The 13,666-nt window shown below is 67.2% G+C and carries 14 protein-coding genes; 8 read left to right on the forward strand and 6 right to left on the reverse strand.

The window, feature by feature from the left end:
- Nucleotides 1-18: 18 nt before the first annotated feature.
- Entirely contained in the window at nucleotides 19-936 is a 918-nt protein-coding gene (gene argF, locus MRB47_RS07080; RefSeq protein WP_252102599.1) for an ornithine carbamoyltransferase, read from the reverse strand.
- A 14-nt stretch (nucleotides 937-950) separates the two neighbouring features.
- A complete protein-coding gene (locus MRB47_RS07085; protein ID WP_252102317.1) occupies nucleotides 951-2,147 on the reverse strand; it encodes an aspartate aminotransferase family protein in 1,197 nt (398 codons plus the stop codon).
- A gap of 234 nt (nucleotides 2,148-2,381) precedes the next feature.
- On the opposite strand from MRB47_RS07085, the gene MRB47_RS07090 reads away from it, so the two are divergent.
- Nucleotides 2,382-2,696 (forward strand): DUF3579 domain-containing protein, encoded by a 315-nt coding sequence (locus MRB47_RS07090; RefSeq protein WP_011806142.1) that lies wholly within the window; start codon nucleotides 2,382-2,384, stop codon nucleotides 2,694-2,696.
- A gap of 178 nt (nucleotides 2,697-2,874) precedes the next feature.
- On the opposite strand, the gene rpsT is transcribed toward MRB47_RS07090, so the two are convergent.
- Nucleotides 2,875-3,177: a 30S ribosomal protein S20 gene (gene rpsT, locus MRB47_RS07095; protein ID WP_011806141.1), complete on the reverse strand. Its 303-nt coding sequence runs from the start codon at nucleotides 3,175-3,177 to the stop codon at nucleotides 2,875-2,877.
- 104 nt (nucleotides 3,178-3,281) lie between these two features.
- On the opposite strand from rpsT, the gene murJ reads away from it, so the two are divergent.
- From murJ to ppk2, 3 genes are all read left to right on the forward strand, one after another.
- On the forward strand, nucleotides 3,282-4,847 hold the full coding sequence (gene murJ / locus MRB47_RS07100) for a murein biosynthesis integral membrane protein MurJ (protein ID WP_047350742.1): 1,566 nt from the start codon (nucleotides 3,282-3,284) through the stop codon (nucleotides 4,845-4,847).
- 13 nt (nucleotides 4,848-4,860) lie between these two features.
- A complete protein-coding gene (locus MRB47_RS07105; protein ID WP_047350733.1) occupies nucleotides 4,861-5,709 on the forward strand; it encodes a SirB1 family protein in 849 nt (282 codons plus the stop codon).
- 107 nt (nucleotides 5,710-5,816) lie between these two features.
- Nucleotides 5,817-6,731 (forward strand): polyphosphate kinase 2, encoded by a 915-nt coding sequence (gene ppk2 / locus MRB47_RS07110; RefSeq protein ID WP_011806138.1) that lies wholly within the window; start codon nucleotides 5,817-5,819, stop codon nucleotides 6,729-6,731.
- Nucleotides 6,732-6,819: 88 nt separating this feature from the next.
- Here the strand turns inward: ppk2 and MRB47_RS07115 are convergent, their stop codons facing one another.
- From MRB47_RS07115 to purM, 3 genes are all read right to left on the reverse strand, one after another.
- Entirely contained in the window at nucleotides 6,820-7,212 is a 393-nt protein-coding gene (locus tag MRB47_RS07115) for a universal stress protein (RefSeq protein WP_011806137.1), read from the reverse strand.
- Nucleotides 7,213-7,435: 223 nt separating this feature from the next.
- Nucleotides 7,436-8,515 (reverse strand): AI-2E family transporter, encoded by a 1,080-nt coding sequence (locus tag MRB47_RS07120; protein ID WP_252102318.1) that lies wholly within the window; start codon nucleotides 8,513-8,515, stop codon nucleotides 7,436-7,438.
- Between the two features lie 18 nt (nucleotides 8,516-8,533).
- On the reverse strand, nucleotides 8,534-9,583 hold the full coding sequence (gene purM, locus MRB47_RS07125; RefSeq protein ID WP_252102319.1) for a phosphoribosylformylglycinamidine cyclo-ligase: 1,050 nt from the start codon (nucleotides 9,581-9,583) through the stop codon (nucleotides 8,534-8,536).
- Nucleotides 9,584-9,919: 336 nt separating this feature from the next.
- On the opposite strand from purM, the gene hda reads away from it, so the two are divergent.
- Genes hda through folK form a run of 4 tightly spaced genes read left to right on the forward strand, consistent with a single transcriptional unit; the run spans nucleotide 9,920 to nucleotide 13,471 of the window.
- A complete protein-coding gene (hda, locus tag MRB47_RS07130) occupies nucleotides 9,920-10,612 on the forward strand; it encodes a DnaA regulatory inactivator Hda (RefSeq protein WP_011806134.1) in 693 nt (230 codons plus the stop codon).
- Nucleotides 10,613-10,662: 50 nt separating this feature from the next.
- Complete coding sequence (locus tag MRB47_RS07135) at nucleotides 10,663-11,364, forward strand: HAD family hydrolase (protein WP_011806133.1); 702 nt, start codon at nucleotides 10,663-10,665, stop codon at nucleotides 11,362-11,364.
- Nucleotides 11,361-12,956, forward strand: a complete 1,596-nt coding sequence (gene pcnB, locus MRB47_RS07140) for a polynucleotide adenylyltransferase PcnB (protein WP_252102320.1) — start codon at nucleotides 11,361-11,363, stop codon at nucleotides 12,954-12,956. Before MRB47_RS07135 ends, pcnB begins: the two co-directional genes overlap by 4 nt.
- On the forward strand, nucleotides 12,953-13,471 hold the full coding sequence (gene folK / locus MRB47_RS07145; RefSeq protein WP_252102321.1) for a 2-amino-4-hydroxy-6-hydroxymethyldihydropteridine diphosphokinase: 519 nt from the start codon (nucleotides 12,953-12,955) through the stop codon (nucleotides 13,469-13,471). Before pcnB ends, folK begins: the two co-directional genes overlap by 4 nt.
- Nucleotides 13,472-13,666: the final 195 nt, after the last annotated feature.

The following is a 13,666-nucleotide window of genomic DNA, read 5'->3' on the forward strand; positions in this document are numbered from 1 at the left end:
GTGGGATGCGGGATGGGTTTAGACGCGGCCGAGCAGCAGGTACTCCATGAGTGCCTTCTGCACGTGCATCCTGTTTTCCGCCTCGTCCCAGACGACGGACTGGGGGCCGTCGATCACGTCGGCCATCACTTCCTCGCCGCGGTGCGCGGGCAGGCAGTGCATGAACAGCGCGTCGGGCTTGGCCACGGCCATCATCTCGGCGTCCACGCACCAGTCGGCAAAGGCCTTGCGGCGCGCTTCGTTCTCGGCCTCGTAGCCCATGCTGGTCCACACGTCGGTGGTCACCAGATCGGCGCCGCGGCAGGCATCCATGGGATCGGCAAAGACCTTGTAGCAGCCCGCGCGGTGGGGCTTGCCGCCGAAGGCGAGCTTCTCGTCCACCTCGTAGCCGCCGGGGGTGCTCACGTGCACGGTGAAGCCCAGCAGATCGGCCGCCTGCAGCCAGGTGTTGGCCATGTTGTTGCCGTCGCCCACCCAGGCGACGACCTTGCCCGCGATCGAGCCGCGGTGCTCGATGTAGGTGAACAGGTCCGCCATGATCTGGCAAGGATGGAACTCGTTGGTCAGGCCGTTGATGACGGGCACGCGCGAGTATTCGGCGAAGCGCTCGATCTTGTCGTGGCCGAAGGTGCGGATCATCACCAGGTCGGTCATGCGGCTGATCACGCGCGCGCTGTCCTCGATGGGCTCGGCGCGACCCAACTGACTGTCGCCCGTGGTCAGGTGCACCACGCTGCCGCCCAGCTGGTACATGCCGGCCTCAAAGCTCACACGCGTGCGGGTGCTGGCCTTCTCGAAAATCATGGCCAGGGTGCGGTCGGCTAGCGGGTGGTACTTCTCGTAGCTCTTGAACTTGCCCTTGATGATGGCGGCGCGCGAGAACAGGTAGTTGTATTCGTTGGCGGTGAAGTCGGTGAATTGCAGGTAGTGCTTCATACGCGGTCGATCTTTCATTCAGACAGGAAGGTCTGCACCAGGGGTGTGAGCAGGGCGACGATCTCGTCGGCTTCTGCGCGCGTGAGGGTGAGCGCGGGCACCAGGCGGATCACGCGCTCGGCGGTCACCGACAGCAGCAGGCCGGCCTCGGCCGCGCGATCGATCAGCACGCCGCAGGGGCGGTCCAACTCCATCCCGATGATCAGGCCCTGGCCGCGGACTTCGTTCACGCCAGCGGTCTCACCCAGTGCGCGCTGCAACTCGGCCTTCAGGTGGGCGCCCACGTCCGCGGCGTTCTGCAGCAGGCCGTCTTCTTCCATGATGCGGATGGTCTCCACACCCGCGCGCATGGCGAGCGGGTTGCCGCCGAAGGTGGAGCCGTGGTTGCCCGGCTTGAGCACCTGCGCGGCGGCGCCGTGCGCCAGCACTGCGCCCACGGGAACGCCCGAGCCCAGGCCCTTGGCCAGCGTCATCACGTCCGGGACAATGCCGGCCCACTGGTGGGCAAACCACTTGCCGGTGCGGCCCATGCCGGCCTGCACCTCGTCAAGCATCAGCAGCCAGCCGTTGGCGTCGCACAGCGCGCGCACCTGCTGCAGGTAGTCGGCGCGCATGGGATGCAGGCCGCCTTCGCCCTGGATGGGCTCCATCATCACGGCGACGATGTCGGCGTTGCCTTCGGTGGCCTCCTGCAGCGCCTCGATGTCATTGGGCGCCACGCGCAGGAAGCCCTCCAGTAGCGGGCCGAAGCCGTTGCGCACCTTGGGGTTGCCGGTGGCGGTCATGGTGGCGATGGAGCGCCCGTGGAAGGCATGGTCGTAGACCACGATCACGGGTTTTTCGATGCCCTTGTCCACGCCGTACTTGCGCGCGATCTTGATGGCAGCCTCGTTGGCCTCCAGGCCGGTGCTGCAGAAGAACACGTTGGTCATGTGCGCGCGCTCGGTCAGCAGCTGGGCCAGCTTTTCCTGACCCGGCACATGGTAGTAGTTGGAGGTGTGGATCAGCTTGGCGATCTGGTCCTGCAGCGCCGGCACCAGCTTGGGATGGTTGTGGCCCAGCGTATTCACGGCGATGCCGCCCAGTCCGTCGAGGTACTGCTTGCCGTTCACGTCCCACACACGCACGCCCTGGCCTCGCTCCAGCGCGATGGGTACGCGGCCATAGGTGTTCATCACGTGGGGCGAGGCAGCCTCGACAAATGCGGTCATGCGGACATCTCCTGACAAGAGAGGGAAACGGGGAACAGCCCCAAAAAGGGAAATGCGATTCTAGGGGCTGCCCCCGCGCGCACCATTGAAGATTGCGCATCACAGTCATGCGCTGCGCTTGCGTTCAATGCTGGCAGGCGGTGCTGGGGCATTGGAGGGTAGCTCTTATATAAGAGTTAGAATCCGTGCCACGCCGACGCACAAGGTCGGCGCCCCTTACACGACCCGAACCCGATGGTTGCTCCCTCCTCCAAAGAAGTCTTCATCCAAGGCATTACCCTCGAAGGGAGGACCTTTCGGCCCAGCGACTGGGCCGAGCGCCTGGCGGGGGTCATGAGCCAGTTCCGCCCCGGCGGTGCCGTGCCTGGCAGCCACCTGAACTACTCCCCCTGGTGCATTCCTACCAGCATGAACGGAGTGAAGTGCGTGGTGGTCCACCGCGACCTGCAGGCGCACGAGCCCATGGCGTGGGACTTCGTGCTCAACTTTGCCAGAGACAACAACTTGCAGGTCGTCGAAGCCTGCCTGCTCCCCGATCCCAAGGCCTGACAACACAGGCCTTTTCTTTTGGGTGGGCGTGTGTGCCCCCGAAGTGCTGTGCCGAGCAGCGCCCGGCACAAAAAAACCGCCCGGAGGCGGTTTCTCTGCTTTGCTGACAGCGCACCCGTTACAAACGGCGGGTGGCGAGCCACCCGGGCTGTTGGCCTGCGCGGGGCAGGCGGTGAATTTAGGCGGCTGCCAGAGCCAAGGCTTTCACCTTGGCAGACAGGCGGCTCTTGTCGCGAGCTGCCTTGTTCTTGTGGAAGATGCCCTTGTCGGCGATGGTGTCCAGCACGGACTGGGCCTTGGCGAACAACTCGGTTGCCTTGGTCTTGTCACCGGCCAGAACAGCCTTCTCGACGTTCTTGACGGCGGTGCGGTACTTGGAGCGCAGCGAGGTGTTGGCTGCGTTCAGCTTGAGGCCTTGGCGGGCGCGCTTGCGGCCCGATGCCAGGCGGGGGTTCTTTTTCTTTGGCTTTCCAGATGCCATGGTATGTGTTCCTTGTGTCTGAGGATGTTGTCAGCAAAGCCGGCCATTATAGCGCAGCCGCCATTTCGGGCGTGGCGCGACGCCAAACGCATACACTTGCGCCGGTGTCCCTGTTCAAAGCCGCTTCCACCGTATCGCTGTTGACCCTGGCCTCCCGCGTGACGGGCCTGGTGCGTGATCTGCTCATGGCCTCGATGTTCGGCGCCAATGTTCTGACAGACGCTTTCAACGTCGCTTTTCGCATTCCCAACCTGTTTCGCCGCTTGTTCGCCGAAGGGGCGTTCAGCCAGGCCTTCGTGCCCGTGCTGGCCGCGCACAAGGCGCAGCATGGCGATGAGGACACCCATGCACTTGTGAACGCCGTGGCCACGGCGCTGTTCTGGGCGCTGCTGCTGACCTGCGTGTTGGGGGTGGTAGGAGCGCCGCTGCTCGTGTGGGCGCTGGCCAGCGGGTTGCGCCAGAGTCCGGAGGGGTTCGACGCCGCCGTGTTCATGACGCGCTGGATGTTCCCCTACATTGGATTCATGTCGCTGGTGGCCCTTTCGGCGGGCGTGCTCAACACCTGGAAGCGCTTTGGCGTGCCGGCCGCCACACCCGTGCTGCTGAACCTGTGCATGATCGCGGCCGCTTGGCTGGGCGCGCCACAACTGGCGGCGCGGGGCATAGAGCCCATCTACGCCATGGTGGGCGGGGTGATGGGCGGCGGGGTGCTGCAACTGGCGGTGCAACTGCCCGCATTGCGCCGCCTGGGGCTGCTGCCCCGCATCGGCATGACCTGGGGCAGGGTACGCAGTGCCTGGCAGGACCCAGGCGTGCGCCGCATTCTTACCCTGATGGCGCCGGCGTTGCTGGGCGTGGGGGTGGCACAGATCTCGCTGATGATCAACACGCAGATCGCGTCCTATCTCACGCCGGGCAGCGTGACATGGCTGTTTTATGCCGACCGCCTCATGGAATTTCCCACGGCCCTGCTGGGCGTGGCGCTGGGCGTGGTGCTCACGCCGCAGTTGTCGGCCGCCAAGGCTGCGGGGGATGGTGAACGCTACTCGGCCATGCTGGACTGGGGGCTGCGCATCGTGGTGTTGCTGGCCGTACCCTGCGCCGTGGGACTGCTGACCTTCGCAACGCCGCTGGTGGCCACGCTGTTCCACCATGGTGCGCTGAACGACGGCGACGTACGGCAGATCTCCGTGGCGCTGGCAGGCTATGGAGCGGGGTTGCTGGGCCTGGTGGCCATCAAGGTGCTGGCGCCGGGTTACTACGCCAGCCAGGATATCCGCACGCCCGTGCGCATCGCCATCGTGGTGCTGGTGGCCACGCAGATCATGAATGCCGCGCTGGTGCCCCTGCTGGCGCACGCGGGGCTGGCGCTGTCCATTGGCCTGGGTGCGCTCATCAACGCCCTGTGGCTGCTCACGGGGCTGCTGCGGCGGGGAAGCTTTCGCCCCCGCGAAGGCTGGGGCCGGTTTGCGCTACAGGTGATTGCCGCTAGTGCGCTGCTGGCCGTGTTCCTGCTCTGGGCCTCCCACCACTTCGACTGGCTGGCGCTGCGAGCGCACAGCCTGCAGCGTGCGGGACTGCTGGCGCTGCTGCTCGCCGCATCGGCCGCGCTGTACTTTGGCGCGCTGTGGGCCTGCGGGCTCAAGCTGCGCCAGCTGTTGCGCCGCTGAAGGGAGAGGGCGCATGGCGTTGAGCTATTCCGTTCCCACGCCGCTGGAGTATTTCGCGTCGCTGGTCCAGGTGCCGCAGGGCGGCGCCATCGCGTTGCTGGAGTCGGCGGCCTGCATCGCGCAGGACGAATATCCGCGCCTGGATGTGCAGCAGTTCCTGGACGAGATGGACCGCCTGCAGGCGCGGCTGCAGCGGCGCATTGCGCAGGATGCCGAACCGCTGCTGCGGCTCAATCTGCTCAACCAGTTTTTCTTTGGCGAACTGGGCTTTGCGGGCAATCTCAACGACTACTACGCGCCGGGCAACAGCTATTTGCACGTCGTGCTGGAGAAGCGGCGCGGCATTCCCATCTCGCTGGCGGTGCTGTGGCTGGAGCTGGCGCAGGGCGTGGGCCTGCGTGCGCACGGGGTGGCCTTTCCCGGGCATTTCCTGGTCAAGGTGCTCATGCCCACGGGCCAGGTCGTGATGGACCCGATGACGGGGCTTTCCCTCTCGCGCGAAGCGCTGGGTGAGCGGCTGGAACCTTTTCGCCGCGGACACGGACCGCTGGAGGACGAAGCTCCGCTGGGCCTGTATCTGCAGGCCGCCACGGAGCGGGACATTCTTGCGCGCATGCTGCGCAATCTGAAGGAAATCCACCGCGCGCGCCAGGACTGGAGTCGCCTGGTGGCGGTGCAGGACCGGCTCATCGTGTTGCTGCCCGATGCCTGGAGCGAGTGGCGCGACCGCGGCCTGGCGTATGCGGAGAGCGGCGCATCCCTGCAAGCGCTGGAGAACCTGGAGACCTATCTGGCCCACGCTGCGGGTGCCGAAGATGCCCCTGCGATCGCACAGCGCGTGAAAGAATTGCGCCGTTTCTGATCCAGGCCAAGCGTGCCATGTGACAAAAACATGGCAAAAGCGCACCATGTCATGTGCTGGACACGAAGAGTTGTCACCATCTTCTGCCTGCCGAGAAGGTACCAGTCATGCCGCATATATCCGAGATCAATTCCCACGAACTCATGGAACGCATCGCCGACGATCTGGCCGACGGCTATGACGAGGAGTTGGAGCTGGAGATCGAGGACCGCGCCTTCGATGAGCACGGACTGCAGGCGCCCGTGGACCGGCTGGCACGCCAGCAATATTTCCGGGAGCTGTTCCGCCTGCAGGGCGAGCTGGTCAAGCTGCAGGACTGGGTGCAGCACTCAAGGCAGAAGGTGGTGGTGATCTTCGAGGGGCGCGATGCCGCCGGCAAGGGCGGGGTGATCAAGCGCATTACCCAACGGTTGAACCCGCGCGTGGTGCGCGTGGCGGCGCTACCTGCGCCCAATGACCGCGAGCGCACGCAGTGGTACTTCCAGCGCTATGTGGCGCACCTGCCTGCGGCAGGCGAGATCGTGCTCTTTGACCGCAGCTGGTACAACCGCGCGGGCGTCGAGAAAGTGATGGGCTTTTGCACGGAGGAGGAGTACGAGGAGTTCTTCCGCAGCGTGCCGGAGTTCGAGAAGATGCTCGTGCGCTCAGGCATCCGGCTCATCAAGTACTGGTTCTCGATCTCCGACGAGGAGCAGCACTTGCGGTTCCTGGGGCGCATCCACGACCCGCTCAAGCAGTGGAAACTGAGCCCCATGGACCTGGAGAGCCGCGTGCGCTGGGAGGAATACACCAAGGCCAAGGAGGCGATGCTGGAGCGCACCCACATCCCCGAGGCCCCCTGGTGGGTGGTGCAGGCCGTGGACAAGAAGAAAGCGCGCCTCAACTGCATCGCCCACTTGCTGGAGCAGCTGCCGTATGCCGATGTGCCGCATACCGAGGTGGTGCTGCCCGACCGGGTGCGCCACCCGGACTACCTGCGCCAGCCCACACCCGGCAGCATGATCGTGCCCGAGCGGTACTGACGATTGACGACTGGGCGGGTGATCCTGTCCACGCCAAGGCAAGCGGAGGCCGGGGGAGCCGAGCACCTTGGGGCGCTCGGACGTGCCTTTAAGCGGCCTTGACGGCCAATACCGGGCAATCGACGTTGAGCAATATCTCCTGCGCCATGCTGCCCAGCAGCAGCTTGCCGACGGGCGAGCGTTTGCGCAGGCCGATCACCAGCACGGATACCTGCAGCGCCGCGACCATTTCCTCGATCTCCTCGATGGTGCTCTTGCCGCGCACGAACTGCTTGAACTCGGCCTCGATCGGCAGCGTGGCCAGGCGCTCCTCCACACGTTCGGCCTCGTAGCCGTTGACGATGCTGGGGTCTTCCTGGCGCCCGCCGGGGCCGGCGTTGACGACGACCAGGCGTTCATTGCGGCGGGTGGCGATTTCGATGCCCTTGTCCAGCGCGGCCCGGCCTTCGGGGCGTGGAACGTAGGCGACGAGAATGGTCATGCAAAGTCTCCCTTATAGCTGTGATGACGATGTGTCTGGCGCACTGCGCGCCAGCCGCCAGAATAGCCCAACATCGCAGGCGTTGGCGAGTGTCATCCCGGGTGCGGGGCGCGCGATGAGGGCCAGGCGCTGCGGCGGACGCGGGAAGAGGGTTTGGGGGTGAAAAAGCCTTGCAGCGCTTTCTAGACAAGCGCGAGCAGCTATGGTTTTTGCGGCGCGACGGCTATACCAGCCGCGCGGCTTCCAGCTCTTTTTTCAGGTAGGCGTAGAACAGCGGTGCCGCCACCAGCCCTGCAGGGCCGAAGACGGCTTCGGCCACGAACATCACCGACAGCAGCTCCCACACGCCCATGTGGGTGCGCCGCCCGACGACCTTGGCGTTGATCACGTACTCGGCCTTGTGGATCAGGATCAGGAAGGCCAGGCAGGCCACGGCCGCAACGGGCGATACCGACAGTCCCACCAGCGTGATGACCGCGTTGCACAGCAGGTTGCCCACGATGGGCACCAGGCCGGCCACGAAGGTCAGGGTGATCAAAGCGGGGGTGTAGGGCAGGTCCAAGTCCCACAGGGGCAGCACCAGCAATAGGAACAGTGCGGTGAGCAGCGTGTTGAAGGCGGCAATCCAGAACTGCGCCGCGACGATCTGACGGAAGGCCTCTCCCATACGTGCGATGCGCAGCACCAGCTCTTGTGCCAAGGGGCCGCGTGAAGCGCCTACGCTGCGTACGGCGGCCAGTGCCCCGATCAGCAGGCCCACATAGGCATACAGCAGGCCCGTGAGCCAGGCGCGCCCCGCCATGGCCAGGGCGCCGGCCTTGGCGGCCAGATAGGCGGCGATGGTGCGCTGGATTTCGGCGGCGCCTTCGGGCAACTGGGCCGCGATGTCGGTGGGCAGCTTCAGCCGCAGTTCCAGCACGGTGCGGGCCAGGAAGTCCAGCAGTTCGCGGTATTGCTGGGGGGCGTCGACGATATAGGTGCGCGAATGCGACAGCGCCAGCGCCAGCAGCAGCAAGGGAGACAGCATGACCAGCGTGGCGGCTGCCGTCTGGCCGCGGGTTGCCATGCTGTTCGCCGTGCGCAACGGAAACCACGCCAGGCGTGGCGCCAGCCAACGCGTGAGCAGAAAACCCAGGCACACGCACAGCAGCCCGGGCAGCAGCCCGCGCAGCATCACCAGCAGCAGCGCGGCGCCCATCAGCACGTAGCTGGCGATCACCACGCCCCGCGTGGCGGGCGCGAATGGCGGCCTCAGGGCGTCAGGCGTGGCGGCGGAGCCTTGCGGCGGCTGACCCGAAGGCATCGTGCCAATCGCGCTGGATCAGCCCACGACGACGGCGGCGCCGTCGCCACGCTCGGCAATGGCGCCGATGGTGTACACCGCCTCGCCCAGCGCGCGCAGCGTGGCGGCCGTGGCATCGGCGGCCTCAGCCGGGACGACCACCACCATGCCGATGCCGTTGTTGAACGTGCGGTTCATCTCGATGTCGTCGATGCCGGCGGTCTTTTGCAGCCAGGCGAACAGCTCCGTCTGCGGCCAGCTGCCGGCCTTCAGGTGGGCGGCCGTGCCTTCGGGCAATACCCGCGGAATGTTCTCCAGCAGGCCACCACCGGTGATGTGGGCCAGGGCCTTGATCGGATGCTGTGCCAGCGCGGCCAGCACGTTCTTCACGTACAGGCGCGTGGGCTCCATGACGGCGGCCTTGAAGGGTTTGCCGTCCAGCGTGTCGGGCAGCGTGCCGGCGGCCGCGGCGCGCTCGATGCACTTGCGCACCAGCGAAAAACCGTTGGAATGCACGCCGCTGGAGGCCAGGCCCAGCACCACGTCGCCGGGTTTCACCGTCTGGCCGGTGAGGATCTTCGACTTCTCGACCGCGCCCACGGCAAAGCCGGCCAGGTCGTATTCACCGTCGGGGTACATGCCGGGCATCTCGGCCGTCTCGCCGCCGATCAGTGCGCAGCCGCTCAGCTCACAGCCACGGGCGATGCCCCCCACCACTGCGGCGGCGGTGTCCACGTCCAGCTTGCCGCAGGCGAAGTAGTCCAGGAAGAACAGGGGCTCGGCGCCCTGTACCAGCACGTCGTTGACGCTCATGGCCACCAGGTCGATGCCCACGGTGTCGTGCATGTTCCACTCGAACGCCAGCTTGAGCTTGGTGCCCACGCCGTCGGTGCCCGAGACCAGCACCGGCTCCTGGTAGCGCTTGGGCACCTCGAACAGCGCGCCAAAGCCGCCGATGCCCGCCATCACCCCCTCGCGCAGGGTCTTCTTGGCCAGCGGCTTGATGCGCTCGACCAGCGCGTCGCCTGCGTCGATGTCAACGCCGGCGTCTTTGTAGGAGATGGGAGTGGAGGGGGCAGAGGAACTCATGGGATGTGCGTCAGTGCTGAGGGCCGCGGTCGGCGGGCCGGAAAGCGGGGATTTTAAGGGTCCGCCCGGGCGGGCCGCGAATGCCCCCGCGCGGCGGGCTGCGCCGCACGCGGCCCGGGCTCGGGTCGTCTGGGCCATCGACGCACTAAAATCGCGGGTTGCACGCCCTGCGTGCCGCCCGCTTTCCGGGTGCCTCCGTGGTTTCGCGGCGGTGAACCGCGGCGCGTCCCCTACCTTGCCTCCCATGCCATCCACTCCATCCCGTTACGGCCCGGCCACGCTCCGCATTGCGCGCGGAGGCCGGGGCGCGCCGCATTTGCGCGGGTGGCGCTCGCCATGAAGCAGCTGGCCCTGGACATTGGCCTGGTGACCGGCCCCACGCTCGACAACTTCCATGCCGGCCCCAACGCGCAGGCACTGCAGCACCTGCGGCTGGCGGTGGCCGGTGGCGCCGCGCCGCGCTCGCCCGTGCCCACCTACCTGTGGGGCGAAACGGGCACCGGCAAGTCGCACCTGCTGCGGGCTACGTACGAGGCGCTGCGCGGGCAGGGCGCCAGCGTGGGCTGGCTCGACGCCTCCGTGGCGCTGCCCTCGGCCTTCGACGAGCGCTGGAGCGCGGTGCTGCTCGACGAAGTGCACCTGTACACCACGGCGCAGCAGGCGGCGGCTTTCAACTGGTTTGTCAACGCCATCAACCCCACCGAAGGAGCGCCCCGCTGGGTACTGGCCGCGGGCGACCTGCCGCCGGCCGACCTGCCGCTGCGCGACGACCTGCGCACACGGCTGGGCTGGGGCCACGTGTTCCAGCTCCAGCTGCTGGACGAGCAGGAGCGTCGCGCCGTGCTGCGCCAGCAGGCCGATGCGCGCGGCATCTTCCTGGCCGATGAGGTCATGAACTACATGCTGGGCCGCTTTTCGCGCGACCTGGGCAGCCTCATGCAGCTGCTGGACCGGCTCGACAGCTTTGCGCTGCGCACGCAGCGCGCCGTCACCGTCCCGCTGCTCAAGACCATGCTGGAGACCGAGTAGCGCGCGGCCATCGGTGCAGGGCGCTTTCATCCACCCATTGCAATCAACGCATGACCTTTGACACGCAGGTACAACGCCGCCGACTGGCCCTGTTCGACCTGGACCACACCCTGCTGCCCCTGGATTCCGACTACGAGTGGGGCGAATTCACCATCCGCATCGGCTGGGCCGACCGCGAAGAGTTTGGCCGGCGCAACAAGGCGTTCTACGACGACTACGTCGCCGGGCGGCTGGACGTGCACGACTACGTGCGCTTCGCCACCGACGCCATTCGCCAGCGCGGCGCCGAGGCGGCGGCCCTGGCGCACGCGCAGTTCATGCGCGAGGTGATCCAGCCCGCGCTGCGCGAGGAAGCGCGTGCACTGGTACAGCGCCACCGCGACGCGGGCGACGAGGTGCTCATCATCACCGCCACCAACGAGTTCGTCACCCGCCCCATCGCTCTGGCGTTGGGCGTGGATCAGCTGGTCGCCGTGGAGCTGGAGCGCGGCGACGACGGCTGGATCACCGGTGGCATTCGCGGCGTGCCCTCCATGCGCGAGGGCAAGGTGCAGCGCATGGAGCAATGGCTGGCCGAGCGCGGCCTGCGCTGGACGGACGTGGACAGCACGTTCTACAGTGACTCCATGAACGACGTGCCGCTGCTGGAAAAGGTGGATCATCCCGTCGCCACCAACCCCGATCCACGCCTGCGCGCACTGGCTTCCCAGCGCGGCTGGCGCATTCTGGACCTGTTTCCCCCACACCCATGATCAAGACCTTCATCGACAAACTGCTGGGCAAGGGCGCCGCAGGCGCGGGCCGTGGCACACGCGGCCGCTTTGGCAAGCGTGCAGAAGTGCCCGCCGCGGTGCACGGCATCAACCCTGAACTGGTGGACCGCCGCGCCAGCGACGTGGTGCGCACACTCAAGCAGGCGGGCTACGAGGCCTACATCGTCGGCGGCGCGGTGCGCGACCTGCTGCTGGGCCTCAAGCCCAAGGACTTCGACGTGGCCACCAACGCCACGCCCGAGCAGGTCAAGAGCCTGTTCCGGCGTGCTTTCATCATCGGCAAGCGCTTTCGCATCGTGCACGTGGTGCACGGCCGCGGGCGCGAGCATGAGGTGATCGAGGTCTCCACTTTCCGCGCCTACATGGACAACGCGGCAGCCGAGCAGGTGGGGGGCAACGAAAAGACCAGCAAGGCCCAGCTGGCCGGCATGCACCATGCCGTGGACGCCAGCGGCCGCGTGCTGCGCGACAACGTATGGGGCCCGCAGGACGAGGACGCCACGCGGCGCGACTTCACCGTCAATGCCATGTACTACGACCCAGAGACCGAGGTCGTGGTGGACTTCCACAAGGGCATCGAGGACGCCAAGAAACGCGTGCTGCGCATGATCGGCGACCCGGCCACGCGCTACCGCGAGGACCCCGTGCGCATCATCCGCGCCGTGCGCTTTGCGGCCAAGCTCAGCCCGCTGGGCTTTGCCCTGGAGCCCAAGACCGCCAAGCCCCTGGTGGAGTGCGAGCCGCTGCTGCGGGAGGTGCCGCAAAGCCGCCTGTTCGACGAGATGCTGAAGCTCCTGCAGACCGGCCACGCACTGGCCTCGATCGCGCAGCTCAAATCCCTGGGGCTGGCCACGGGCATCTACCCGCTGCTGGACGTGGTGGTGGACCGTTCCAGCCACCCGTTCGTGCAGGCCGCGCTGGCCGACACCGACCGCCGCGTGGGCGAGGGCAAACCCGTTGCGCCCAGCTTTCTGCTGGCCTGTGTGCTGTGGCAGGACGTGAAGGCCGGCTGGGAGCAGCGCCTGGGGCGCCAGCAGCCCTTCCCGGCGCTGCAGGATGCGATCGACGATGTGTTCGACAAGCGCATCGGCGATGTCTCCGGCCGCGGCAAGCTGGCGGCGGACATGCGCGAGATCTGGGTCATGCAGCCGCGCTTCGAGAAACGCTCGGGTAGCACGCCCTTCGGCATGGTGGCGCACCTGCGTTTTCGCGCGGGCTTCGACTTCCTGCGCCTGCGCGCGGACGTGGGCGAGGTGGAGGAGGCGCTGGCCGAGTGGTGGCAGGAGTTCTCGCTGGCCGACGATGCGCGCCGTGAGGACATGATCGAGCAGGCGCGCGAGGAGCAGCGCGCGCGCCAGCGCAAGGCCCAGCCCACGGTACGGCGCGTGCCCAAGGCCGCGCCAGTCGCCACGGACGACGCCGAGCCCCCGCGCAGGGCCAGCGATGCCGGTGATTCCCTGGCCGAGCCAGCGGCAGAGGACGCTGCTGCGCCCAAGAAGCGCCGCCGCCGTCGCCGCAAGCCCACGGGCAGCGGTGCATCCGAGGGTGGCGCGCCCGCGGGCGAGGTGTGACCTCGCCTTCCGTGGCGGCCAGCGCCTGGGTGGGCCTGGGCGCGAATCTGGGGGATGCGCGCGGCGCGCTGCGCGACGCGGTGCGGGCGATGGGCGCGTTGCCCGGCACCCAGGTGCGGCAGGTTTCGTCGCTGTACCGCAGCGCGCCGGTGGATGCCGGCGGGCCCGACTATCTCAATGCCGTGGCGCAGTTGCAGACCACCTTGGCGCCACTGGCGCTGTTGCATGCTCTGCAGGCCATCGAGCAGGCCGCGGGGCGCGAGCGCCCCTACCGCAACGCGCCACGCACGCTGGACCTGGATCTGCTGTTGTACGGGGAGGAGCGCCTGGACGGCGCCGAACTCACGCTGCCCCACCCGCGCATGGGCGAGCGGGCCTTCGTGCTCCGCCCCCTGGCGGAACTGGCGCCCGGCCTGGCCCAGACGTGTGGCACAGCCGCCCAGCGCGCCCTGGCCAGCGGCCAGCGCATCGAGCGCCTGGCCGAAGCCACCGAATGGCTGGGCGCAAACTCCTGAATTAATAGCTGCTTGCGCTGGTCGTACGGACGTTTGAAGGTGAAACCACCTGAAAACCGCCATATGGCAAGCGTGAGGCGCTCTTATTTTTTATGTAAGCACGCCGCCGGTTGCGAGGCGTCCCCGCCGTGGCGGCGGGTGCGGCAGCGCAACAGGGGGCGCCGTTGGGGCGGCTTGGCCCCAGGCTGACGACGA

This window comes from Diaphorobacter sp. LI3, assembly GCF_022807955.1.
GTDB lineage: Bacteria > Pseudomonadota > Gammaproteobacteria > Burkholderiales > Burkholderiaceae_C > Diaphorobacter > Diaphorobacter nitroreducens.

Excerpts from the sequence above, each read along its gene's own strand:
- argF (WP_252102599.1), bottom strand. The coding sequence starts at position 936 with ATGAAGCACTACCTGCAATTCACCGACTTCACCGCCAACGAATACAAC.
- MRB47_RS07085 (WP_252102317.1), bottom strand. The coding sequence starts at position 2,147 with ATGACCGCATTTGTCGAGGCTGCCTCGCCCCACGTGATGAACACCTAT.
- MRB47_RS07090 (WP_011806142.1), top strand. The coding sequence starts at position 2,382 with ATGGTTGCTCCCTCCTCCAAAGAAGTCTTCATCCAAGGCATTACCCTC.
- rpsT (WP_011806141.1), bottom strand. The coding sequence starts at position 3,177 with ATGGCATCTGGAAAGCCAAAGAAAAAGAACCCCCGCCTGGCATCGGGC.
- MRB47_RS07105 (WP_047350733.1), top strand. The coding sequence starts at position 4,861 with ATGGCGTTGAGCTATTCCGTTCCCACGCCGCTGGAGTATTTCGCGTCG.
- ppk2 (WP_011806138.1), top strand. The coding sequence starts at position 5,817 with ATGCCGCATATATCCGAGATCAATTCCCACGAACTCATGGAACGCATC.
- MRB47_RS07115 (WP_011806137.1), bottom strand. The coding sequence starts at position 7,212 with ATGACCATTCTCGTCGCCTACGTTCCACGCCCCGAAGGCCGGGCCGCG.
- MRB47_RS07120 (WP_252102318.1), bottom strand. The coding sequence starts at position 8,515 with ATGCCTTCGGGTCAGCCGCCGCAAGGCTCCGCCGCCACGCCTGACGCC.
- purM (WP_252102319.1), bottom strand. The coding sequence starts at position 9,583 with ATGAGTTCCTCTGCCCCCTCCACTCCCATCTCCTACAAAGACGCCGGC.
- hda (WP_011806134.1), top strand. The coding sequence starts at position 9,920 with ATGAAGCAGCTGGCCCTGGACATTGGCCTGGTGACCGGCCCCACGCTC.
- MRB47_RS07135 (WP_011806133.1), top strand. The coding sequence starts at position 10,663 with ATGACCTTTGACACGCAGGTACAACGCCGCCGACTGGCCCTGTTCGAC.
- pcnB (WP_252102320.1), top strand. The coding sequence starts at position 11,361 with ATGATCAAGACCTTCATCGACAAACTGCTGGGCAAGGGCGCCGCAGGC.